This window comes from Pantoea alhagi, from assembly GCF_002101395.1.
Classification (GTDB): domain Bacteria; phylum Pseudomonadota; class Gammaproteobacteria; order Enterobacterales; family Enterobacteriaceae; genus Mixta; species Mixta alhagi.
This window is the reverse complement of sequence record NZ_CP019706.1, coordinates 1986491-2008364: the sequence shown is the minus strand read 5'-3', so window position 1 is coordinate 2008364 and position 21874 is coordinate 1986491. Positions and strand designations below refer to the sequence as shown.

General features: G+C 52.7%; 18 protein-coding genes. 8 read left to right on the top strand and 10 right to left on the bottom strand.

All coding sequences use genetic code 11. The annotated features are described in order from the left end of the window. The first annotated feature begins 42 nt into the window (after positions 1–42). Positions 43–945: a LysR family transcriptional regulator gene (locus tag B1H58_RS09415; protein WP_085069717.1), complete on the top strand. Its 903-nt coding sequence runs from the start codon at positions 43–45 to the stop codon at positions 943–945. Positions 946–972: 27 nt separating this feature from the next. Here the strand turns inward: B1H58_RS09415 and B1H58_RS09410 are convergent, their stop codons facing one another. From B1H58_RS09410 to soxR, 4 genes are all read right to left on the bottom strand, one after another. Next, complete coding sequence (locus tag B1H58_RS09410; RefSeq protein WP_085069715.1) at positions 973–2622, bottom strand: Na+/H+ antiporter; 1650 nt, start codon at positions 2620–2622, stop codon at positions 973–975. A 208-nt stretch (positions 2623–2830) separates the two neighbouring features. Next, positions 2831–4180, bottom strand: a complete 1350-nt coding sequence (locus B1H58_RS09405) for an NCS2 family permease (RefSeq protein ID WP_085069713.1) — start codon at positions 4178–4180, stop codon at positions 2831–2833. 266 nt (positions 4181–4446) lie between these two features. Beyond that, positions 4447–5115, bottom strand: coding sequence for a glutathione S-transferase (locus tag B1H58_RS09400; protein ID WP_085069711.1), 669 nt, complete (start codon positions 5113–5115; stop codon positions 4447–4449). Positions 5116–5156: 41 nt separating this feature from the next. Continuing rightward, a complete protein-coding gene (gene soxR, locus B1H58_RS09395) occupies positions 5157–5624 on the bottom strand; it encodes a redox-sensitive transcriptional activator SoxR (RefSeq protein ID WP_085069709.1) in 468 nt (155 codons plus the stop codon). Positions 5625–5712: 88 nt separating this feature from the next. Here soxR and soxS point away from each other — a divergent pair, with 88 nt between their 5' ends. Next, positions 5713–6141 (top strand): superoxide response transcriptional regulator SoxS, encoded by a 429-nt coding sequence (gene soxS, locus B1H58_RS09390; RefSeq protein ID WP_085069707.1) that lies wholly within the window; start codon positions 5713–5715, stop codon positions 6139–6141. Positions 6142–6174: 33 nt separating this feature from the next. Here the strand turns inward: soxS and dgcN are convergent, their stop codons facing one another. Beyond that, positions 6175–7455 carry a diguanylate cyclase DgcN/YfiN gene (gene dgcN, locus B1H58_RS09385; protein ID WP_085069705.1) on the bottom strand — a complete coding sequence of 427 codons (1281 nt, stop codon included), beginning with the start codon at positions 7453–7455 and terminating at the stop codon, positions 6175–6177. Positions 7456–7992: 537 nt separating this feature from the next. Between dgcN and B1H58_RS09380 the strand changes: the two genes are divergently transcribed. Further along, positions 7993–8274, top strand: a complete 282-nt coding sequence (locus B1H58_RS09380) for a YjcB family protein (RefSeq protein ID WP_085069703.1) — start codon at positions 7993–7995, stop codon at positions 8272–8274. A gap of 66 nt (positions 8275–8340) precedes the next feature. Here the strand turns inward: B1H58_RS09380 and B1H58_RS09375 are convergent, their stop codons facing one another. Beyond that, entirely contained in the window at positions 8341–9297 is a 957-nt protein-coding gene (locus tag B1H58_RS09375) for an ATP-grasp fold amidoligase family protein (RefSeq protein ID WP_085069701.1), read from the bottom strand. A 7-nt stretch (positions 9298–9304) separates the two neighbouring features. Then, positions 9305–10561: an oligosaccharide flippase family protein gene (locus B1H58_RS09370; RefSeq protein WP_085069699.1), complete on the bottom strand. Its 1257-nt coding sequence runs from the start codon at positions 10559–10561 to the stop codon at positions 9305–9307. Positions 10562–11094: 533 nt separating this feature from the next. Between B1H58_RS09370 and B1H58_RS09365 the strand changes: the two genes are divergently transcribed. Continuing rightward, complete coding sequence (locus B1H58_RS09365) at positions 11095–11493, top strand: transposase (protein WP_085069697.1); 399 nt, start codon at positions 11095–11097, stop codon at positions 11491–11493. A gap of 918 nt (positions 11494–12411) precedes the next feature. Here the strand turns inward: B1H58_RS09365 and B1H58_RS09360 are convergent. The 3 genes from B1H58_RS09360 to B1H58_RS09350 all read right to left on the bottom strand — a co-directional run bounded on the left by B1H58_RS09360 (position 12412) and on the right by B1H58_RS09350 (position 16010). Then, on the bottom strand, positions 12412–13377 hold the full coding sequence (locus B1H58_RS09360) for a DMT family transporter (protein WP_085069695.1): 966 nt from the start codon (positions 13375–13377) through the stop codon (positions 12412–12414). A 113-nt stretch (positions 13378–13490) separates the two neighbouring features. Then, entirely contained in the window at positions 13491–14318 is an 828-nt protein-coding gene (locus B1H58_RS09355; protein WP_085069693.1) for a helix-turn-helix domain-containing protein, read from the bottom strand. Positions 14319–14462: 144 nt separating this feature from the next. After that, entirely contained in the window at positions 14463–16010 is a 1548-nt protein-coding gene (locus B1H58_RS09350) for a methyl-accepting chemotaxis protein (RefSeq protein WP_085069691.1), read from the bottom strand. Between the two features lie 374 nt (positions 16011–16384). Between B1H58_RS09350 and B1H58_RS09345 the strand changes: the two genes are divergently transcribed. From B1H58_RS09345 to B1H58_RS09330, 4 genes are all read left to right on the top strand, one after another. Then, on the top strand, positions 16385–17296 hold the full coding sequence (locus B1H58_RS09345) for an aminoimidazole riboside kinase (protein ID WP_085069689.1): 912 nt from the start codon (positions 16385–16387) through the stop codon (positions 17294–17296). Positions 17297–17538: 242 nt separating this feature from the next. Then, entirely contained in the window at positions 17539–19047 is a 1509-nt protein-coding gene (locus B1H58_RS09340; protein ID WP_418304151.1) for a carbohydrate porin, read from the top strand. A gap of 32 nt (positions 19048–19079) precedes the next feature. Then, positions 19080–20453 carry a sucrose-specific PTS transporter subunit IIBC gene (locus tag B1H58_RS09335; RefSeq protein WP_085069687.1) on the top strand — a complete coding sequence of 458 codons (1374 nt, stop codon included), beginning with the start codon at positions 19080–19082 and terminating at the stop codon, positions 20451–20453. Continuing rightward, positions 20450–21859 (top strand): sucrose-6-phosphate hydrolase, encoded by a 1410-nt coding sequence (locus tag B1H58_RS09330; RefSeq protein ID WP_085069685.1) that lies wholly within the window; start codon positions 20450–20452, stop codon positions 21857–21859. The genes B1H58_RS09335 and B1H58_RS09330 overlap by 4 nt, the downstream gene beginning before the upstream one ends. Positions 21860–21874 lie beyond the last annotated feature (15 nt).

Genomic DNA, 21874 nt, shown 5'->3' with positions numbered 1-21874 from the left:
ATGAATTAAAATTATTCAAAGTATGCATAAAAGGAATAGTTGATGGATGTTCGGGCGTTACGCTACTTTGTTGAGGTGGTGCGTCAGCAAAGCTTTACCCGCGCGGCTGAAGCGCTATTCGTGACGCAGCCGACCATCAGCAAAATGGTACGTCAGCTGGAGGATGAGCTGAACTGCACGCTGCTGCTGCGCGAAGGCCGTCGGCTGCACCTGACCGACAGCGGTCAGGTGGTTTATCAACGCGGCCTGATGATATTGCAGGAGTTCAAACAGCTGGAGCAGGAAATTGGCGATATCAATCAGCTGAAAACCGGTGAGCTGCGGCTGGGCGTGCCGCCTATGGTGGGTATGCAAATTGCCGGTTCTGTCTCTGCATTTCGTCAGCGTTATCCCGGCATCACGTTAAAAATCGTTGAGTCCGGCGGGCTGACGGTGCAGGAAGCGGTTCTCTCCGGCAGCCTGGATTTAGCGCTTACCGCCCTGCCGATAGATGATCAGCTACCGCTCAACACGCTGACGCTGATGCGCCATCCGCTGTGCGTACTGGTGCCGCACGCCGCGCTCTGGCTGGAGCGTACCAGCGTCTCGCTGGCGGAGATCACCCGGCATCCGCTGCTGATTTTTAACGAAGAGTTTTCGCTTAACCGGCAGCTAAAGCAGGCTTTTCAGCGAGAAGGCCTGACGCCGCATATCGCAGTACGCAGTGGACAATGGGATTTTCTGGCATCGATGGTGCAGGCGGGAATGGGCGTGGCGATTTTACCGGAGCCGATCTGTCAGCGGCTGGATAAGCAATCGCTGCTGTGGCTGCCGCTGGAGTCGGAACTGGCGTGGACGCTGGGATTGATCTGGCGAGAAGGCAGCTATCTTTCCCGCAGCGCGCAGGCGTGGATTGACTGCTGCCGTGAATACTGGCCGGGCGATGCGCCGACCCTGTGGGTATAGGCGGGCAAAGGTGCCCGCCTGCCGCTTTTAATGATCTTTCTCTACCAGCAGCGCTTCCAGCAGATCCAGATCGCGCAACAGTTGTTGCATGGTTTCATTGCTGATCTGCTGCGTGGCGCGCAGATGATAAAGCTCGGCGCGTTCGGCGCGCAGCGCAGTAAGACGGAAGCGGCGTTCCAGCTCTTCGGCGATATGGGCATTATCCAGATCGCCCTGCCCGTCAGCACGACGACGCAGATTACCGATCACGCGCGAGCTCACCTCTTTAAGCAGCTCGTTATCCACGTTTTCTTCCGTGTCGTGCGCCAGCCGCTCTTCCATCTTATACAGGCTGTCAATCGCCACGCCCGCCATGATCGCCCGCGCCTGCTGTAGCTCACGGCGATGTACGGACTTGTCGATGCCATCAATCCCGCGCAGCAGCAATGGCAGAACAATCACACCCACGAACAGCGAGAACAGAATAACGCCGGTTGCGAGGAATACCAGTTCATAACGTCCCGGAAACGCCTCGCCGTTAGGCAGAAATAGCGGAATCGACAGCACGCCAGCCAGCGTAATCGCACCGCGAACTCCCGCTACGGAGGCGATCAGCAGTTCACGCGAGCTGTAATTGCTGAACTCCATTGGCTTTTTGCTCAGGAAACGCTTGCTGATGCGCTGCATGACCCACAGCCAGCCGAAACGCACCAGCATCAAGGCGGCGTAAACCAGCAGGATGTCGGTAAACAGCATCCACAGCTCAACGTTAGGATCGGCGTTGGCTTCGGTAATGGAGGTTTCCAGAATGCCCGGCAACTGCAGGCCCAGCATCAAAAACACCATGCCGTTAAACACAAATTCCAGCATCTGCCAGACGCTGTTGGCGCGCAGACGCATCGCCAGCGGCGCACGGCGCATAATACCGGAACGGGTGATCATCATACCGGCCGCCACAGCCGCCAGAATACCCGATACGCCCAGATGCTCCGCAATCAGATAAGAGGCAAACGGCAGCAGCAGCAGCAGTACGGTTTGCGTTGCGGGATCGTCACCGCTCAGGCGGCTGAACAGACGCAGCGATTTACCGAATATCCAGCAGACCGCAGCGCCCGCCAGCAGGCCACCGATCGCGACTTTAAAAAATTCCACTGTCGCGCCGGAGACGGTAAAGACCATGGTTCCCATCGCCACCGCGACGGCAAATTTCAGCGATACCAGGCCGGAAGCGTCATTCATTAGCGCTTCACCCTGCAGTATCGACATAATCTTCTTGGGAATACGGCCTTCGCCAACAATACCGGAAAGGGCCACGGCATCGGTCGGCGACAGCACCGCTGCCAGCGCAAAGGCGGGCACTAACGGAATGCCTGGCACCATCCAGTAGATCAGATAGCCAATACCCACAACCGTAATCAGTACCAGCATTAAGGCCAGCCCCATGATTTCCCGACCATGCTGCAGGAACTCATTGACCGGCGTTTTCCAGCCGTCGGCAAACAGCAGCGGCGGAATAAACAGTACCAGGAACAGTTCCGGATCGAAATCCACATGCAGGCCAAAGGTTGGCCATGCCAATAGCGCACCGGCGGCGATTTGCACCAGCGGCAGAGGGATCTGGAACGGGATAATACGGGCGGCAACGCCGGATAGCGACACCACCAGCGTCATAATGAGAATAGTAAAAAAGATTTCCATGCTTTCCTTATAGCCTCTTCCAACAGGCATATGTGAATCGATTACCCTGGGGGTTACCCCGTAGCAGTGTAAAACAAAACGATTGGGCTGTTAAAAACATGGCGTGCGATCGTTTACACTTCAGGATATTTCTCTGTAGATGAAAGAAATCAGGGGAAAGTGACGGAAAGAGAAAGGAAAGCGCGGCACTGCGGCCGCGCCAGGACGATCAAAGCGCCCAACCTCCGGCATAGAAGATCACCAGAGCGATAGCGATAATCACGGTGCCGATATTCAGCCGACGCCATTCGCCAGCAAATATACGACCAATCACCAACGCGCCGAAGCCCAGCATAATGCCGGTGACAATGTTACAGGTCAGCACGATAAACACGGCCGTCAGCAGGCCGGACATCGCATCGACAAAATCATTAAAGTCGATTTTCGCAACGTTGCTTAACATCAACAGCCCGACATACATCAGCGCCGGAGCGGTGGCGTAGGCCGGAACCAGATAGGCCAGCGGCGACATAAACAGGATCAACAAGAACAGCAGACCGACCACAATCGCCGTCAGGCCGGTTTTACCGCCCGCTGCGGTTCCGGCTGCCGATTCGATATAAACCGCCGCCGGTGACGCCCCGACCAGACCGGCAAAAATACTGCTAACCGAATCGGTGGTAAGCGCTTTGCCGCCGCTGATGATCTGCCCGTCTTTGTCCAGCAGGTTAGCCTGTCCGGCTACGGCGCGGATCGTGCCGGTGGCATCGAATACCGCCGTCATCACCAGCGCCAGTACGCTTGGCAGTACCGCCGCCTGCAACGCGCCGCCAATATCCAGGCTAAACAGCAGCGACTGACCATTTGCGTCGCGCAGGCTGGGCATGGCAAACAACCCTTTAAAGCTGACCGCCGGATCCACCGCCAGACCAATCAAAGAGATGGCAATGATTGTCAGCAGAATGCCGCCCGGCACACGGCGTTTTTCCAGACCGAAAATCACCGCCAGACCCAGCAGGCTCATCATAACCGGGAAGGAGGTAAAATCTCCCAGCGCCACCGGCAGGCCGGGAGCAGGATTTTTTACCACCAGACCAACGCCGTCCGCAGCGATTAACAGCAAAAACAGGCCAATACCAACGCCGGTACCGTGCGCCACGCCCATGGGCAGATTACGCAAAATCCAGGCGCGAATGCCGGTGGCGGAGATCAGGGTAAACAGCACGCCCATCAGGAAAACGGCGCCCAGCGCAACCGGAATGGTGATTTGCTGCCCCAGTACCAGGCTAAACGCGGTAAACGCGGTCAGCGAGATGGCGCAGCCGATAGCCATCGGCAGGTTTGCCCACAGCCCCATAATAATGGAACCAAAACTGGCCACCAGACAGGTGGAAACGAACACCGCAGCGGGCGGAAAGCCCGCCTTACCCAGCATTCCCGGTACCACGATCACCGAATAGACCATCGCCAGGAAGGTGGTTAAACCCGCCAGGATCTCCTGACGTACGCTGCTGCCGCGCGCAGAAATTTGGAACCAGCTATCAAGCGAGCGACGCGCGGGTTGTGTTGGAGTCGACATGAAAAACCTCATTATTTTTGGATAACAGCCTGCGCGGCGACAAAACGCACCGTTTTTTATATCCCTGGATCGATGCTGGCGTGAAATGAACAGAAGACGCCAGTAAAAAAAAAGCAAACGATTACTTCGCCGCGCGAATTAGGCCGCAATAGTGGCCTGTAAAAAGGCAAACGATTATCCTGCCTTTACGGGCATATTTTCAACTGCTGTTTATGCCTGAACCAGGATAATTCCCAGAGAAGAGGCGTTACGGCTTCTTTATCCGGCTATTCCGCCGCCAGATCGAGCTCGCCGCCCTGCTGAATGGCGCGCTGCCAGGCGGGACGACGCATAACGTTAGCCAGCCAGGCCTGCGTTGCCGGCATATTATTCAACCCGCCGCGCGCCGCCAGCCCCTGAACAGGAAAGCTCATTTGAAAATCCGCCAGCGTAAGCCGTTCGCCAGCGAACCAGCTATGGGTGGTCAGATGTCGCTCGATAAACTGACGATGCGTGGCCAGCTGCTTATCAATAAAGCCTTTGCGCACGCCGTTACCGAAGGCTGCGCCGATGGGACGCAACAGCCAGGGCACCGGCGGCTTGCCCATTCTGCTGAAGATCAGACGCATAACCACCAGCGGCATCAGCGACCCTTCCGCATAGTGCAGCCAGTAACGGCTCTGCAACGCTTGCTCTTCATTCTGCGGCGTTAACCGCTGTTGGGCATCGTAGCGGCCCGCCAGATATTCCAGAATCGCGCCCGATTCAGCCACTACGCGAACGCCGTCGCTGATAACCGGCGCTTTCCCCAACGGATGCACCTGCTTCAGCGCCTCCGGTGCCAGCATATTTGCCTGGCGCTGATAGCGCCGGATTTCATAGGGCAGCTCCAGCTCTTCCAGTAACCAGAGGATGCGCTGAGAACGGGAGTTGTTGAGATGATGGACAACGATCATGACCGATTCCTGTGGTTAAGCGCCAGCCTCCAGTATAGCGGCTACTCCTCTTCGCGCTGCGGATCAAGCAGGATCGCGCCGGTGCCCTTCTCTGCCAGCCGGTCGCCCGGATTACGCAGCGGACAGTCGCGCATCGATAAACAGCCGCAGCCGATGCAACCATCAAGATCGTCACGCAGGTGCGTGAGGGTCTCGATCCGTTTCGTTAGCTCGGCGCGCCACTGCTCTGTGAGTTCTTCCCAGGCTTTAGGAGAAATACGCTTTTCGACCGGCATATGCGCCAGGCTTTCGCTGACCGTTGCCAGAGGGATGCCGATGCGCTGGGCAATTTTAATGATTGCCACGCGACGCAGCACATCGCGGCTGTAGCGCCGCTGATTTCCACCATTGCGCGTGCTGGCAATCAGCCCTTTCGCCTCATAAAAATGCAGCGCGGAAACCGCTACCCCACTACGTTTCGCCACTTCGCCTGGCGTCAGCACCGGTTTGGGAGAACTGTTTTTTTTCATTTTGCGCTTTACCTCAAGTTAACTTGAGGAATTATACTCCCACCCCATTAACCCGCAACGCTTAAAATCTCATCAGAAGGACGTAGTCATGATGCATAACGACATTATTCATTCTCTGACTGACTGGATTGATCAGAACTTAGATAAAAACTTGTCCATCGATGAAGTCGCCGCCAAAGCAGGCTACTCAAAATGGCACCTGCAACGTATGTTCCGTACCGTAACGAAACAGACGTTGGGCAGCTATATTCGCGAGCGTCGGCTGACGCTGGCGGCGGAAGCTCTCACTCTGACGCAGCGTCCGGTATTTGATATTGCGATGCAGTATGGTTTTGACTCGCAGCAAACTTTTTCGCGCGTATTCCGTCGTCAGTTTTCGCAAACGCCCACGGCCTATCGCCACAGCATGCGTCGTCAAAGCGCGCTGCGTCAGCGTTCCGTTAATTATGCTCGTAACGATGTTAGCGGCAGTTATGCCCAGCGTACCACCGGCATCTGCTGCCCGGTCAGCGGTTAAAAGCGTAAGCCCGGCGCGTTTGCCGGGCCGCTTTCAGGCTATTTCAGCCCGTGGATGGCTTTGTAGCAGCGGCGATAAGTACCATCCGCCGCCCAGCGATTTGATGTGATACATAGCGGCATCTGCCTGAGCCAGTAATCCTTCTGTGGATCGCGCATTTTTCCCCATCGCTGCGCCAATGCTCACCGACCAGATAATTGGCTCGCCGTCCGGCAAAAGCAGCGGACTTTCCATGCTGATCATCAGATGCTCAACTACCGTGGCTATCTCCTCCGGCTCAGTGATATTACGCAGCAGAACCGCAAATTCATCGCCGCCGAGGCGCGCCACGATATCCGTTTTTCTTACCTGCGCGCGCAGCCGCTGTGCGGTGGCGGTAATAATGGCATCGCCTGCCGCATGTCCCCATGTATCATTGATCTGCTTAAAGCGATCGCCATCAATAAACAGCACTGCCAGCCTTTGTCGCTGCGCGTTATCGGCAAAAGCCTGAGTCAGGGCCCGTTCAAATGCGATACGATTCATTAAGCCGGTCAGGCTGTCATGACTGGCCTGATGCGTCAGATAGTCATGTTCACGCTTCATATGGCTTTGCCATTCGTCCAGCTCCGCCAGCAGGCAGTTAAAATCATGACTGAGCGCCTGTAGCTCAGCGATTTCAGCGGCAGGAACCCGGCGACCAAAAGCGCGACGCTGCCGTACATCCTGGGTTACCAGAGTAATACTTTGCAGCGCCTGTATAATCCCGGCATGCATCCGCCGCGACAGCAGTGAAGCCAGCGTCGCCGTGGTCAGCAGGCTGGCAGCCAGCCAGGCGAGCGTTTTATAGATATACTGGATAACCTGGCTGGCGTTACCGATAAGCCAGATCTGTCCAATCTCTTTCTCACCATGCATCACCGGTATACTCATCGGCTGCGGAAAAAACCAGCGCGCAATCAGGCGTTCCAGGCTGTTTTTGTTCTGATGCGAAGCTTCATGCCAGCTGGCTAATAACCGCCCCTGTCCGTCATACACCCGCCCGTCGGCCAGACAGCCACGCCCGCCAATTTCCGCCAGCGCTTCGCGGATAATCTCTCCGTCGCCTTTTATTACTGCCGACTGCACCGTATAGCTTAACGTTGAGGCCAATAGCTCCAGGTTATTTTCCGCATAGTTACGTAACGCAATAAGGGAAAGCGTGGATAAAGAGATACAGGAAATCGTCATGGAAACAACGATAATAATCAAATGAATACGCTGCAACGATTTGCGCAGTGTCGGACGCGCGATCGCCGGAACGGCCTCAGAAAAGTGAGGGTGAGATTTAATCACATCGTCCTCCGTAACAGAGGCAGGGAAACGATGAGCTGGGCTGCGGGCGATGCCTGAGACCGATGTCAGCAGCAGAAAGCAACCTGGTCATAAATAGGTCCTGAATAATAAGGGCAGACGCAGCACTAGCGACGTGCATAAAAAGGGCGAAGCGGAAGCATCCGCATTTTCGAAAAAGACTGACTGAATGCCATGCCCGGTACAATAAGGCGGACGGTCAGATTCATCTCAAAGCAGGTGTGCTGTCTTTAATTCGCCGATAAAACAATTATTTATATTCTTTATGCCCGTTAATAATGTGTCTGATTAGGACTCATCCTGGGTGCCGCTTATGCTGGTCTGCGATTAATTTTTAAACGGCTAACAGCCGTTTTTGCCGGTGTAAATTTTGTTCAAATTTTAAAAACTAATGATATAATGTGACTCAAGTCACACTTTATTGCTTTACATTCATGACCGATAAAGACTTCCTGACATCTTTATCGCCGTCTTTTCCTTCCAGACGTCAGGGTTGATAAGACACAGGGGTTGCATATTATGGCTACGCTTACCGCCAGCCTTGTTGTAATGCGTTGGGAATTGCTGAGCGCCGTACTGATGTTTTTCGCCAGCACTTTTAAAACAAAATGTCGTCAGACAAGCCATCCGGTAATGGCCTTTGTTTTTAGCGGCATTGGCGTGGGCCTGACCTGCTGGTTTGTTGCCGGTCTACTGGGGATGACGTTCAGTATGGAAAATTTCAATAATTTCCTGAACATCACCAAAGAGGCATTTATTAATATCATGAGCCAGACGCCACCTGCATGGCCGATGCCCTGATTAATTGCCTGATAAAAAAGCGAGCTGGCTGGCTCGCTTTTTTATTATTCACCCAGCCGAATACCGCTATACTTTTTTTAGTATCGCCGGCAGCGTTACGTCGGTCACATCCGGCGAAGCGCCAGGCGTTGGCTGCGTGATATGATCCTGCAACCACATTTCACCCATCATCCGATTCAGTCCACGGTCGAGGCCGGTAACCAATCCTGCACCTGGCGTAAAGGTTAATTCACCAAACCACACCTGCTCTTCATGGATATACCAGTCCACACGAACATAATCGAAATCTTTCGCCAGGGTTTTACTTAACGCTAATGCGTGCTCCAGCTTCGGCATCACTCCATTAAGGTCAAGTCCGGTATCGCGAATTTTGTACCAGGCTTCTTTTAGGTTGTTAACGTAAAAGTTCATCGACAACGCCGGATTGCCGCGGTTGTAGATCACCTGCAGCACATATTCAAAATTACCGTCCTTTTTATTGAACATGTGGAACTTATAATCGATCGGCGCACTTTTCCCATCGCCGATATACTGCTCAACCAGAATGCGCGGTTTAATATAACGGTAATGAATTTCACGCGCTTCTTCAGAAAAGTCTTTACGCAGCCATTCCTGGCAACGATTAATGATCAGCTGCTTTTGCAGGCTGTCAGGCTCTTCTAACAAAATTTCTACCATGTTAGAGCCGTGGTTAGGCTTAACCACCGTGTTCTTCAGGCCAGGCAAACTCAGCAGCGTCGTCGGATCGCTGGTCTCATGCACCAGTGGGATCAGATACTCTTCGCCAATCGCTTCAGCAATATAATCGCGTACCGTGAACTTATCGGAAAGCTTGCCGTAACGGGCATAGTCGCCGTTGACAAACTTACGATACAGAACCTTCTCATTAAACAGCTTGGGTTCACGGATGTTGGGTAGTCTTTTAAATTTACGAAAATAGTGAATGCGGTCCTGATATGCCCACGGCATTTTCTTAACAAAATAAAGAACGCTTCTTCTTAATTCATCTTTAAACTTAGACATTTTAACCTCATTTGTAAGTTTTGTAGTTGAGTGAGGAAACGTGGATCTTGCGAATGACGCCATGCTTAAAGAAGTAATTCATTACGGTCAGGGACAGAATTTCTGTGATTAAAACGCTCCAGGCTGCGCCAACCAAACCAAAGCAGGTTATTAATAACCATGCCAGCGGTATGCTGATTAACATCAGACAGAGAATTTTCTTCAACAGATAATTAAAACCTCCTTCTTTGACCATATAACGATATGCGACCGTCCCCATTGACGAAAAGCAAGTTGCTAATGACAACAACGTAACGATACTTCCTGATTGTGTGTAATCTTCCCCATACAGGGTAATAATGATCTTCTCACCGTAAAGGGATACGATAAGCAGCATCAATAGTGAAATAACCATGACATAGCCATTCAACCGTGCAGTCAGCTTTAAAGCTTTTTCTGACTGCTCTCTGAATATTTCAGTAAAGCTTGAGGTAATAATTGCCGCAGGAATAAATATCCATGATGCAGAAATGATATTCGCTGCGTTAAATAACCCAACATCCCTTGCCGTCCCTACGCTGACCAGGAAGAATTGCGCCATTTTTATCTGAATTGAAATAAATATGCTCGAAATCGCTAAAGGCAGTCCGGCATATATTAAGTAACGCAGATAACTGCCGCTTTTACCTCGCGGCGGTTCTTCATCGCTGTAACGCTGATAAAAGCTATACCGTTTAATCATGTATGGTACCAGCGTGACGGCGACAATCGACAACGTCAACCACAGCGGGCTTAACTTCAGCCAGGCAACGCTAAAGCTAATAGCAAAGCCCAGCAACATGCCCACAGTATTGGCAATCGTATTAAAGCGCGACGCCAGTTGGGCATTGTTAAAAACGCTAAAGGTGTCCTGCGTAACAAACAGCGCTGCTACAAACGAAGCCAACGCAAAGGCGAGATAGTTCTCGCGCATGTGGTAGTACATCCAAACCAAAAGCGGCAAGGAAAGCAGCAACAGTAAAGCCAAACGCAGCTTTTTGGCGATGGTCATCAGACGCATCCCTTTCTGTGCGCTTTTACTGATGCGCTTGAACAGAAGGGTTTCAGTGCCAAAAATTGCAATAGTTTGTACCACTGAGAACAGCGATGTTGAAAAAGACATCTGACCAAATACCGTGGGTCCAAAAGATTTTGCTACATAAGACGTGACAAAAATTACGCCAAATATGGAAACAAATTTTTCAGATATCATCCAGGCGGCGTTGGACATCACACTGTATTTCATCGACGCATCCTTTGTATTTCTCACTTCTCACATATGAAAAAGACGTCCGTGTTTTAAACGTACAATTACGCACAGTGAACTCTGGCGACACAAGATTAAAAACCACATCTTAATACCGGTTATCTAAATAACGGTCACTTGCCTTTTCATGAGATTTTTCTCATAGGCTATCTGGTAGAAAATGGTCTTTTCAATTTCGTGTAAACGATTTCATAAAAATTATTTTTTTTGAAAGCTACCCTGGCACAAATTTACCGTTACGCAAGTTTCCAGTGGAGTGCCAGCATTGTCAAAATCGTTCACCTGACGGGAAGTGAATTTATAACAAAACTGGGTGCTGAGAAAGGTATGGGTTTAAGCCAAAGATAAAATAAGAGAAATCCCATGATGATATTTCTACAGGATAACTTAACTTATTGCTTGCCATTCAAATCGCGCACTTTAAAACGCTGCTTTAATATTCCAGGGGATTAGATCCATTTATTATTGCAGCTTTTCTCATCCATTAATTGATTAGAAAGGTAACAGCATTTATGAGAAAGTCACGATACACCGAAGAGCAAATCACCAATGCGATTAAAGCTTCTGAGTGTGGCGTTAAGGTCAAAGATATCTGTGAAGATTTGGGGATTTCTGAAGCGACCTTTTATAGCTGGAAGAAGAAGTACGCTGGGTTATCTTCTGAGGAAGGTAGAAAAATCAAAGAGTTAGAGGAGAGACTACAGGCACTAAACCGCGAACTGCAAATCCTGAGTTCTGATAAAGCGATGCTGCAAAGCGTGGTCAAAAACTTCTTTACGACCAATGATAAGCGGCAAGCAGTTAATTATTTACAGGATACTTTCGAGATAGGTACGCGCCGTAGCTGCCGTCTGCTTGATATTAGCCGCAGCGTTTATCACTATCCATCCGGGCAGTGTGATAATCACTGATTAAATAATAATGCATACGCTCAGGATAAATCTGATAAGCAAAGATGTGTGAAATTAATTAAAATTTTAAGAATAAGCCATTCGTACCATTTTTTCCTGAACTGTTTCAGTTTGGGCACGATTGTTTTTTAGGCTTTCTTTTATCACACTCACATTAAAACCCTTTATTTCAGGTATTTCCCGGCTTACCTTTCTTTACTTATGCAGGAAAGGTGGCCGGGAAGCACTTCATCCCTCTTAATAATCTTCTCTGTAGCGGTCCAAATCCCTTCAATCTGCCTTATATTTTCCAGATAAATCTGTATCGGTTTGTCCATGCCTTTTATGGCAAATCGGGGGCTGATTTACCTCCTTGCCGTACCCTACTCATAGCAGTATCGCCGCGCAGTCATTAAGCAGGGTTAATGCTTAGCACGTTATAATGCGCTCAAAAGATGGTCTTTGCCGGTTTCACTTTCAGATTTCTAATGAATTTTGTAAGAGGATCTTTACTTACCGCTTCGCTTACTGAGGGTAACTCAAGCAATTTTTGGATCGCGATTTTTACCATAATGTGATGTACAACACATTAGCGATACAGTAGTAAACTTTGACATTTATGCGTCTGGGTTGAAACGTTTTAGCGAAAAATCCGATAGCGCCAGGGGGGACACTTATGGCAAGACAATCAGATAGTTAGTTGAGAAATGACCCAGGTTATCGCCGTTATCAGGTTAAGTATTATCTTAATATCAGGGCCAATTTTTATCTACTGCAATATTAGCTCTCTTTCAGCAAAATTTTTATTTCCCGGACGGGCTTTTTTTACGTAAACGTTGCCACTTAACGCAAATCAAAACAAAAACGGTGAAAAGCCGCTGAGGGTTTTCTTAAAAACGTCCGGTCAGCTATTTAAACCGGACGCTTTTTCTAAGGAAATTATGGAGAAATATCCAATGGGGCGACTATTGGCTCGGGTTTAATGCGAATAGCAATCAATACGCCAATAATTAAACAGGCAATTCCCGTCAGCGTGAGCAGCGGCGGCCAGCTCTGGCGCAGCATGAAAGTATAGGCCAGCCCCGCCAGCGTTTCGAAAACGATCAGCGGCCCAACCAGCACCGTCGGCAAACGCTGACAGGCTTCATTCCAGCACAGTGCCCCTATCCATGAACAAAACAGCCCAATCGCCAGCATCAGGGGAATAAAGACCTCAGGCCGGGGGCCGAAAGGCAATACAAAGCCCGGTATGGTCCAGTTCATCATCAGGGCTACCAGCAGCCAGGCCAGCAGTGCCAGCGGCAGCGTTGCCACGCCCTGTGCCGTAGCCCAGGTCCCCGGTTTTTTATCGGGGTTAGCGCGTAGCCAGCGGGCGTTGCGCAGCGGATACCAGGTCCAACAGATCACCGCCATAATCGCCAGGGCAATACCGCTCAGATAACGATCCCATTCAATGTGTTGCGGCGCGCCGCGTAACTCAGCCACATTTACGCAGGCTAAACCGACAATGATCAGCAGCAGTGCAGGCATCAACTTGCCCCAGGCTAAGCGCCCCTCCTCACGACCATATAACAAGTTTGAAGTGATGGTTATCACCACCGGCAGCGTTCCGATCAGCATGGTTGATACGGGTGCGCCGGTACGCTGAATAGCGGCGGCGAGACAGCTGTAATAAAGAAGATTGCCTATCAGCGTCAGACGGAAAGCTTCTGCCCAGTCGCCTCGTGATAACCGTTTCAAACGGTGCCGATCGTGCCAGGCTAACGCCAGGGCGATCATTCCGAAAGCCAGATAGCGGCCAGCGGAAAGCATTGTGGCGGGATATTCCGGCACCAGTAGCGGGCTAACAAAAATCAGGCCCCACAGCAGGCCAGCGGCCAGCGCAAAAAGTACTCCTGCAAGCATAGCTGTCTCATTAACAAGTATATGGGCGACCATTGTGGCGCAGGTTGTGCGGAAAATATTGTAGGAGATTGCGATCGGCGCTGGAGAGTATCACCGGCGCTGGCCGGCTACCTTTAGCAGCCAGCTATCTGCTTCTGATAGCGAACGGGGGTTATGCCATAACGATGAGCAAACGCGCGTGTCAGATGCGCCTGATCGGTTAACCCCACGCTAAGAGCAACATCGGCGGCGCTGTAACCCTGCGCCAACAGGCGCTTGGCCTCAAACAGACGAAAAGCCATCAGCATCTGGTGCGGCGTGACATGAAAGTGATGTTTAAACTGACGCAAAAAATGAAAAGGACTGAGCGAAACCAGTTCCGCCAGTTCCGCCAGATTGACCGACTGGGCATAGCTGGCACGCAAATAGTCGCGCACCTTATCAAAACGGTGCATCTTCTCCTGCGGTGCTTTATCCGCGATACGGGCGTAAGGCCGGAACAGATCCACAATCTGTAGCATCTGACCGTGGGCGGTCAGTGCATCAGGTGCCTGCCACAGCGCGGCTATCGCCTGCGAAAGCTGGCAAGCAATCACAGGATCCTCTTTTACTACCTCGGTAAACCACCAGCCGCGCTCGCCCGTCAGCGTCTCCAGCGTTTCAGGATCGATATAGATCATACGGTAACGCCAGCCCTCTTCTCCCAGCGATTCGCCGGTATGGAGTTCGTCCGGATTCATCATTACCAGCGATTGTGCCGCCGCAATATGGCTGGCGCCGCGATAACGAAAGCGCTCCGCGCCGAAATCAATCGCGCCGATCCCAAATGCTTCATGGGTATGAGGCTCAAAGGCATAGCGTGATATATGCGCCTGATAAAGTTCGACGCCGGGCAGTTCGCTAAGCTGAAGAAACTGGGCGCGATCCTTTTCACTGGGAAACTGTTGCGGCACACCTTGCACACTAAACTCCTGAGAGGAAGAAGAGAGAAAGCAGAGCATGGCAGCTACGTGTGAATAACGCAAAAGATGGCTATGATCTGCCAGCAATTTCTGTGAAACAGGCTGGAAAAGGGCGACGCTACGTTATCGCCCTTGTTGGCCTGATTAATGCGCGGGTAGCTGGAACGCCGAAACGGTATTTTTCAGGTAGTTAACCTGTTCTTCCAGTGAAGAAGCCGCAGAAGCAGATTCCTGCACTAACGCGGCGTTTTGCTGCGTCACGCCATCCATCTCCGTTACCGCCTGTTCAATCTGCATAATGCCACGGCTCTGCTCATCGGACGCGGTAGAAACCTCCTGCATCAGTGCATTAACGCGCGTAACGGAATCGATGATATTCGCGATCGCCTCGCCGGTTTTGGTAACCTGCTGCGATCCCTGGCTGATACTGGTAACGGAATCTTTAATCAACTCTTCGATTTCGCGCGCGGCGGCGGCGCTACGGCTTGCCAGATTACGCACTTCACCGGCCACTACCGCGAAGCCCCGTCCCTGCTCCCCGGCTCGTGCTGCTTCTACCGCAGCGTTCAATGCCAGAATGTTAGTCTGGAAGGCGATGCTGTTAATCACGGTGGTGATTTCTTCAATTTTCCGTGAGCTCTGCGTGATGCCGCTCATGGTGGTGATCACGGCTTTCGAGACTTCGTCACCGCTTTGAGCCGCCTTTACCGCTTCCTGCGTCAGGCGCGTTGCCTGATAAACGTTATCGGTATTCTGTTTTACCGTTGCACTCAGCTCTTCCATGCTGGCTGCGGTTTGCGTCAGCGCTGACGCCTGTTGCTCAGTACGCGAAGAGAGATCGATATTACCGGCGGCAATTTCCTGCGACGCGTTGGCCACTGAGTGACAAGAGTCGCGTACCTGGCTAATGATCTGAATCAGTGCCAGACGCATCTGCTCAATAGAGCGCATCACTTCAGAAATTTCAGTGCGTGAAGTCGCGCTAACCGGCACAGTATGCTGCAGCTGCCCCTCGGCAATTTTGCTGCACTGCTCTTTCGCTGCCAGCAGTGAATCAAGCAGGTATTTTTTCAACAGGAAATAGATCAGGCCAATAATGAAAACAAACACCACGGCAAACAGCACCAGCATGATCACTGAGAAGTTAAAGTTCTGCTGAGCGGTAGCGTTGAGCTGTTTCGCGTAGGCTTCGTGCAACGCCAGCACCTGATCCAGCGCAATTTCATACTGGCGGTCCAGTTTAGCTACCTGGGTGAGCTGGCTGGTGAATCCGGCCTGGTCGCCGCTATGTGCGGCGGCGATCAGCGGTTCGATCCCCTGTTGCTTATAGGCCAGCCAGGCACGCTGATACTCGGCCAGCAGCACATCTTCATCTTTCAGGCGCGGCGCTTTTACATAGGCGGCAAAGGCATCATCCATTTTTTGCACCAGCGTTTCCACACCCGCCATTCTGGCGTTGGCACTCTCAATATCGCCTTTCTCCAGCTGCTTCATATACTCCATCAGATGCACACGGAGGTTACGGCTGTGATTGATGGGATCGATGATGGACAACACCACGCGAATTTCCTTATTTACACTGTCGAGCGAGTTATTGCTGCGTACAAACAGGAAAGCATTAGTCACGGAACTGAACAGAAAAATGGCCAGTAAGGCGATCAGAATAACAAGCGAAGAACGTTTGATAGTCATTAAAGGGATCTCAGAATAAAAGCGGTGTACTCTTTATCGGCCATAGTCAGAAATCTCTTATATGTTCATGCGTGCAATGCACTGTTTTTCTCTCTTTATTGCGCTTTTCATTGATCCTTCGCACGAAAAGCTTAAACGTAACTTATACGGCGTGCCGGGCACTATCTGCCGTACGCCTGTTCCCGCAGGCATCATCCGCAACAACTTTGCCCGGTGATGCGCAGGCAGCCAGAATTACCAGTATGCAAACCGTGCTGACTGGCGCTACGCAATTCTTTTTCCTTTAAAGCTCGTTTACGCAGGGCTATCACTCGCATTGAAAAATGTGCCATGATTAGCTAAATCGGTTTAGCATGATTAGCTAAGAGGAAGCGATGACAAAACGTATCTGGGTATTGGGTGACGCCGTAGTGGATCTGCTACCGGAAGGCGAGCAGCGTTTGATCGTCTGTCCCGGCGGCGCGCCGGCAAATGTGGCGGTCGGCATCGCCCGACTGGGCGGAAACAGCGCCTTTATTGGCTGTACAGGAGAGGATCCCTTTGGTCAGCTGCTGCGGAAAACGCTTCAGCAGGAAAATGTGGATACCGGTTATATGCGTGCACTGCCAGACCAACGCACCTCAACGGTGCTGGTCGGCCTGGACGACGAAGGTGAACGCACTTTTACCTTTATGGTACGTCCGGGTGCCGATCTGTTTTTGACCCCGGCCGATCTCCCTGTGTTTCAGAAAGGCGAAGGTCTGCATCTTTGTTCGATTGCCCTCAGCGCCGAGCCATCACGCAGCGCAGCTTTCAGCGCCATCGATTGTATCCATCAGGCTGGCGGCTGGGTGAGTTTCGATCCTAACCTGCGGCAAGACCTCTGGTCAGATCCACAGGAAATGCGCGACGTTGTCGCTCAGGCGCTGCTGAAGGCAGATGTGATAAAGCTTTCGCTGGAAGAGCTTTATTTTCTCACCGACAGCAACGAGCTGCATGACGGCATTGCCCGCTTCAGCGCGCATTATCGTCCCGCTCTGCTGTTGGTTACCCAGGGCAAGGCGGGCGTGACGCTCTGGCAGAATGGCGAACTGAGTCACTATTCAGCCCCGCAGGTTAAAGTAGTTGATACCACCGGCGCAGGCGATGCGTTTGTTGCCGGTCTGCTGGCCGCTCTGATCCGCGATCCTAATCCCCTTTCACCTGTTGATCTTCCGCAGGCGATCGCCAGCGCCCAGCGCTGCGGCGCACTGGCGACCACGGCGCGCGGTGCCATGACCGCCCTGCCTTATCAGGATCCCCACTAAAAACAGAAAATTGCTGGCCTGGTCACAATTACTAAACCGGGTTAGCAAGTTTTATTGATCTATTGGATCCAATTTCAATATCCTCCTGTCGAACCGGTTTAGCATAATTGTTAATCCTCTGGAGAATAACCTCATTGAACATCCTGACCCCTTTGGCTGGCGTTGCTGCTTTTACCCTGATCACCACGCCGTTAGCCTTTGCCGATACCAGCGTAGATCAACTTGCCGCTCGTCTTGCCGCCATGGAAGCGCGTCTGCAGGCTGCTGAACAGCGCGCAGCCGATGCAGAAAAACGCGCCCGCCAGGCAGAACTGCGCGTTGCCGGAATTGAACAGCAGCGTGACAAGTCTCAGCAGGTAGCATTGACGAACACTGCGCCGCCAGCTGCAGCAAACTCTGTATCTGCCTCTTCGGCGTCCTCAGCCGCCTCACCATCGCCTTCTTCATCACCAATGACCACCGCTGCCGTGCCAGGCACGCCGGTCAGCGTGCCGGCGCAAACGCCAGAGCTCGCCGAAGGGTTTGAATTTCACGGCTATGCACGGTCCGGCCTGATCATGAATGATGCCGCCACCAGCACGCAAAGCGGTCCTTATCTGACGCCCGCGGGCGAAACCGGCGGCGCAGTAGGAAGGCTCGGCAATGAAAATAACACCTATGTCGAACTTAACCTGGAACATAAAACCCGCCTGGCTAACGGCGCTACAACCCGTTTTAAAGCGATGCTGGCAGATGGTCAGCAAAGCTATAACGACTGGACGGCAGATACCAGCAGCCTGAATCTGCGTCAGGCTTTCGTTGAGTTAGGCAGTCTGCCGACCTTTACCGGCGCCTTCCATAACAGCACGCTATGGGCGGGCAAGCGCTTCGATCGCGATAACTTTGATATTCACTGGCTGGACTCGGATGTGGTGTTTCTTGCCGGAACCGGCGGCGGAATTTATGACGTGCGCTGGAACGATCGGCTACGCAGCAACTTTTCTCTTTACGGCCGCAACTTTGGCGATATTGAAACGGTGGATAACACCATCCAAAACTATATCGTGACCGCCAATAACTTTGTCGGACCGTTCCAGTTTATGCTCAGCGGGCTGCGCGCCAAAGACAATGAAGAGCGCGTCAATAATGGCGTTCGCAATGATAATGCCGGTGATAGCGGTTTTCATGCCATGGCGGCGCTGCATAACGACAGCTTTTACGGACTGCGTGCCGGTCAGGCTAAAAGCGCCCTGTTGTACGGCCACGGTCTGGGCGCAGAGGTCAAAGGCATTGGTTCGGATGGCAACCTGACGCAAAACGCCAACACCTGGCGTCTGGCCAGCTACGGCACCACCGCGATTAATAGCACCTGGAGCTTTGCTCCGGCGCTGCTGGCGCAGCAAAGCCGCGACCGCTATGTGCGGGGCGATGACTATCGCTGGCTGACGTTCAATGCCCGCTTTATCCAGGAAATTAATCAGAACTTCGCGCTGGCCTGGGAGGGCAGCTATCAATATATGGATCTCGATCCGCAGGGCTTTAAAAATCGTCAGAGCGTTAGCGGTGGTTTTTACAAGCTGACGCTGGCACCAACCTTCAAGGTCGGCGATATCGGCGACTTCTTTACCCGACCGGAAATTCGTTTTTTCGCCAGCTGGATGAACTGGGACAGCTCGCTGGATAACTATGCCAGCGACGACGCCTTTGGCAGCAGCGGCTTCTCTTCCGGCGGCGAGTGGAATATTGGCGTGCAGATGGAAACCTGGTTCTGATACCAGACAAAAAAAACCTGACAGGGGGCAGTATGGATTTTAATAAGGTTGCACAGCAGCTTTTACCGCTATTGGGCGGCAGGGAAAATATTGCATCGGCCGCGCACTGCGCCACGCGTCTGCGTCTGGTACTGGTGGATGACGCTAAGGCAGATAAAGATGCTATCGATAAACTGGATGGCGTAAAGGGCTGCTTTCGTAATGCCGGACAAATGCAGATTATTTTCGGCACCGGCGTGGTGAATAAGGTTTATGCCGCCTTTATTCAGGCGGCAGGCATCAGCGAAGCCAGCAAAGGCGAAACGGCGCAGGCAGCAACGCAAAAACTGAATCCGGCGCAGCGCGTCGCCCGACTGCTGTCGAACATTTTTGTGCCGATTATCCCGGCGATTGTCGCATCGGGCGTGCTTATGGGCCTGCTCGGCATGATGAAGACCTACGGCTGGGTCAATCCGGACAGCGCACTGTTTGTCATGCTGGATATGTTCAGTTCGGCGGCCTTTATTATTTTACCGATCCTGATTGGCTTTACCGCCGCACGCGAATTTGGCGGCAACCCTTATCTTGGCGCAACGCTGGGCGGGATTCTTACCCATCCGGCGCTGACCAACGCCTGGGGCGTGGCGGGCGGTTTTAAAACCATGGATTTTTTTGGTCTGGACGTGGCAATGATCGGTTATCAGGGCACGGTATTCCCGGTGCTGCTGGCCGTCTGGTTTATGAGCCTGCTGGAGAAGCGTCTGCGTCGGGTTATTCCGGACGCGCTGGATATTATTCTGACACCATTCCTGACGGTAATCATTTCCGGTTTTGTCGCCATGCTGATCATCGGTCCGGCGGGACGGGCGCTGGGCGATGGCATTTCTCTGGTGCTGAGTACGCTGATCGCTCATGCGGGCTGGCTGGCAGGGTTGCTGTTCGGCGGACTCTATTCAGTGATTGTGGTCACCGGTATTCATCACAGCTTCCATGCCATCGAAGCAGGTCTGTTGGGCAATCCCTCGATCGGCGTTAACTTCCTTTTACCGATCTGGTCGATGGCCAACGTGGCGCAGGCGGGTGCCTGTCTGGCAGTCTGGTTTAAAACCCGTGATGTTAAGGTGCGCAGTATTGTGCTGCCCTCTGCTTTTTCCGGCATGCTCGGTATTACTGAAGCGGCCATTTTCGGTGTGAATCTGCGTTATATGAAACCCTTTATCGCCGGTATCGTTGGCGGTGCGGCGGCAGGAGCCTGGGTGGTAATGAGTCACGTTAATATGACGGCGGTTGGGCTGACGGCGCTACCGGGCATGGCCATTGTGCAGGCCAGCTCGCTGGTGAACTACATTATCGGTATGGCGATCGCCTTTGGCATCGGCTTCCTGCTCTCCCTGATGCTGAAATATAAAGTTGAGGCCAGCGCATGAAAGAGGCAGCACTTCTGAAACAAACCGTAAAGGCGCTGATGCAGGGACAGCTCCGCGCCGCTCAGGATCCTCATCGCCCGGCCTGGCATCTGGCCCCATCGGTGGGCCTGCTGAATGACCCAAACGGCTTTATTCAGTTTGATGGCGATTTTCATCTTTTTTATCAATGGAACCCGCTGGCCTGCGCGCACGGCGCAAAATTTTGGGGTCACTGGCGTTCCGCCGATTTGGTCCACTGGCAGCATGAGCCGATCGCGCTGGTGCCGTCGGAAGAGTATGAAAGCCACGGCTGTTACTCGGGTTCTGCGGTAGATAATGATGGCGTGCTGACGCTGATCTATACCGGCAACGTCAAGTTTGCGGAAGGCCGCACCGCCTGGCAATGCCTGGCCACGCTGGAAGAAGATGGCAGTTGTCGTAAGCTGGGCCCGGTTCTGGCTCTGCCTGAGGGTTACAGCGGCCATGTGCGTGACCCGAAAGTATGGCGGCATGACGACGGGCAGTGGTATATGGTACTGGGCGCGCAAAACCTGGCAGGCGAAGGCAAAGTGCTGCTGCTGCGCAGCGGGGATCTGCATAGCTGGCAACTACTGGGCGAAATCGCCGGCAGCCAGCTTAACGGGCTGGGCGATTTTGGCTATATGTGGGAGTGCCCGGATCTCTTCCGTCTGGGCAACCATGATATTCTGATTACCTGCCCGCAGGGACTGGCCCCTCAGCCGAAACGCTGGCTCAATACCTTTCAGAGCGGCTATTTTATTGGTGAACTGGATTATCAGCATGCCCGTTTCCCGCATGGCGAATTCCATGAACTCGACCTTGGCTTTGAGTTTTATGCTCCGCAAACCACCGCCAGCAGTGACGGAAGAAGGCTGCTGTTTGGCTGGATGGGCATTCCCGATGGCGATGAGTTTTACCAGCCCACCCTCGCTTACGGCTGGATCCATCAAATGACCTGCCCACGCGAGCTGACGCTGGAACAGGGCAGCCTGCGGCAACGCCCGGCGCGTGAGCTGCAGCAGCTGCGCCGTTCACCGCTGACATTACAGGGCGCAGCGCAACAGCTGGAGCCGCTTGATATCAGCAGCGCCGAACTGTTGATACAGCCAGAGGGCGTGCTAACGCTGCATTTCGCCGATGCGCTCCGCTTAAGCTGGGATGGAAAAGAACTACAACTGTCGCGGCGCAACCCGCGTAGCGGCGTTGAAGAGCATCGTTACTGGCACGGCAGCCTTGCCCGCCTGCATATTTTTTGCGACCGCTCCAGCATCGAGATTTTTATCAACGATGGTGAGGCGGTGATGTCCAGCCGCTATTTTCCCACGGTAACGCCGCAGTTGCGGCTGGAAGGCGAGACGAATGTCAGGCTGCATTACTGGCGACTGGAAGCGGGCATGATAGTATAACCGCCATCAAATCAT

Coding starts and splice junctions, on each gene's coding strand:
- B1H58_RS09415 (WP_085069717.1), top strand. CDS start 43: ATGGATGTTCGGGCGTTACGCTACTTTGTTGAGGTGGTGCGTCAGCAA.
- B1H58_RS09410 (WP_085069715.1), bottom strand. CDS start 2,622: ATGGAAATCTTTTTTACTATTCTCATTATGACGCTGGTGGTGTCGCTA.
- B1H58_RS09405 (WP_085069713.1), bottom strand. CDS start 4,180: ATGTCGACTCCAACACAACCCGCGCGTCGCTCGCTTGATAGCTGGTTC.
- B1H58_RS09400 (WP_085069711.1), bottom strand. CDS start 5,115: ATGATCGTTGTCCATCATCTCAACAACTCCCGTTCTCAGCGCATCCTC.
- soxR (WP_085069709.1), bottom strand. CDS start 5,624: ATGAAAAAAAACAGTTCTCCCAAACCGGTGCTGACGCCAGGCGAAGTG.
- soxS (WP_085069707.1), top strand. CDS start 5,713: ATGATGCATAACGACATTATTCATTCTCTGACTGACTGGATTGATCAG.
- B1H58_RS09380 (WP_085069703.1), top strand. CDS start 7,993: ATGGCTACGCTTACCGCCAGCCTTGTTGTAATGCGTTGGGAATTGCTG.
- B1H58_RS09375 (WP_085069701.1), bottom strand. CDS start 9,297: ATGTCTAAGTTTAAAGATGAATTAAGAAGAAGCGTTCTTTATTTTGTT.
- B1H58_RS09370 (WP_085069699.1), bottom strand. CDS start 10,561: ATGAAATACAGTGTGATGTCCAACGCCGCCTGGATGATATCTGAAAAA.
- B1H58_RS09365 (WP_085069697.1), top strand. CDS start 11,095: ATGAGAAAGTCACGATACACCGAAGAGCAAATCACCAATGCGATTAAA.
- B1H58_RS09360 (WP_085069695.1), bottom strand. CDS start 13,377: ATGCTTGCAGGAGTACTTTTTGCGCTGGCCGCTGGCCTGCTGTGGGGC.
- B1H58_RS09350 (WP_085069691.1), bottom strand. CDS start 16,010: ATGACTATCAAACGTTCTTCGCTTGTTATTCTGATCGCCTTACTGGCC.
- B1H58_RS09345 (WP_085069689.1), top strand. CDS start 16,385: ATGACAAAACGTATCTGGGTATTGGGTGACGCCGTAGTGGATCTGCTA.
- B1H58_RS09340 (WP_418304151.1), top strand. CDS start 17,539: ATGGAAGCGCGTCTGCAGGCTGCTGAACAGCGCGCAGCCGATGCAGAA.
- B1H58_RS09335 (WP_085069687.1), top strand. CDS start 19,080: ATGGATTTTAATAAGGTTGCACAGCAGCTTTTACCGCTATTGGGCGGC.
- B1H58_RS09330 (WP_085069685.1), top strand. CDS start 20,450: ATGAAAGAGGCAGCACTTCTGAAACAAACCGTAAAGGCGCTGATGCAG.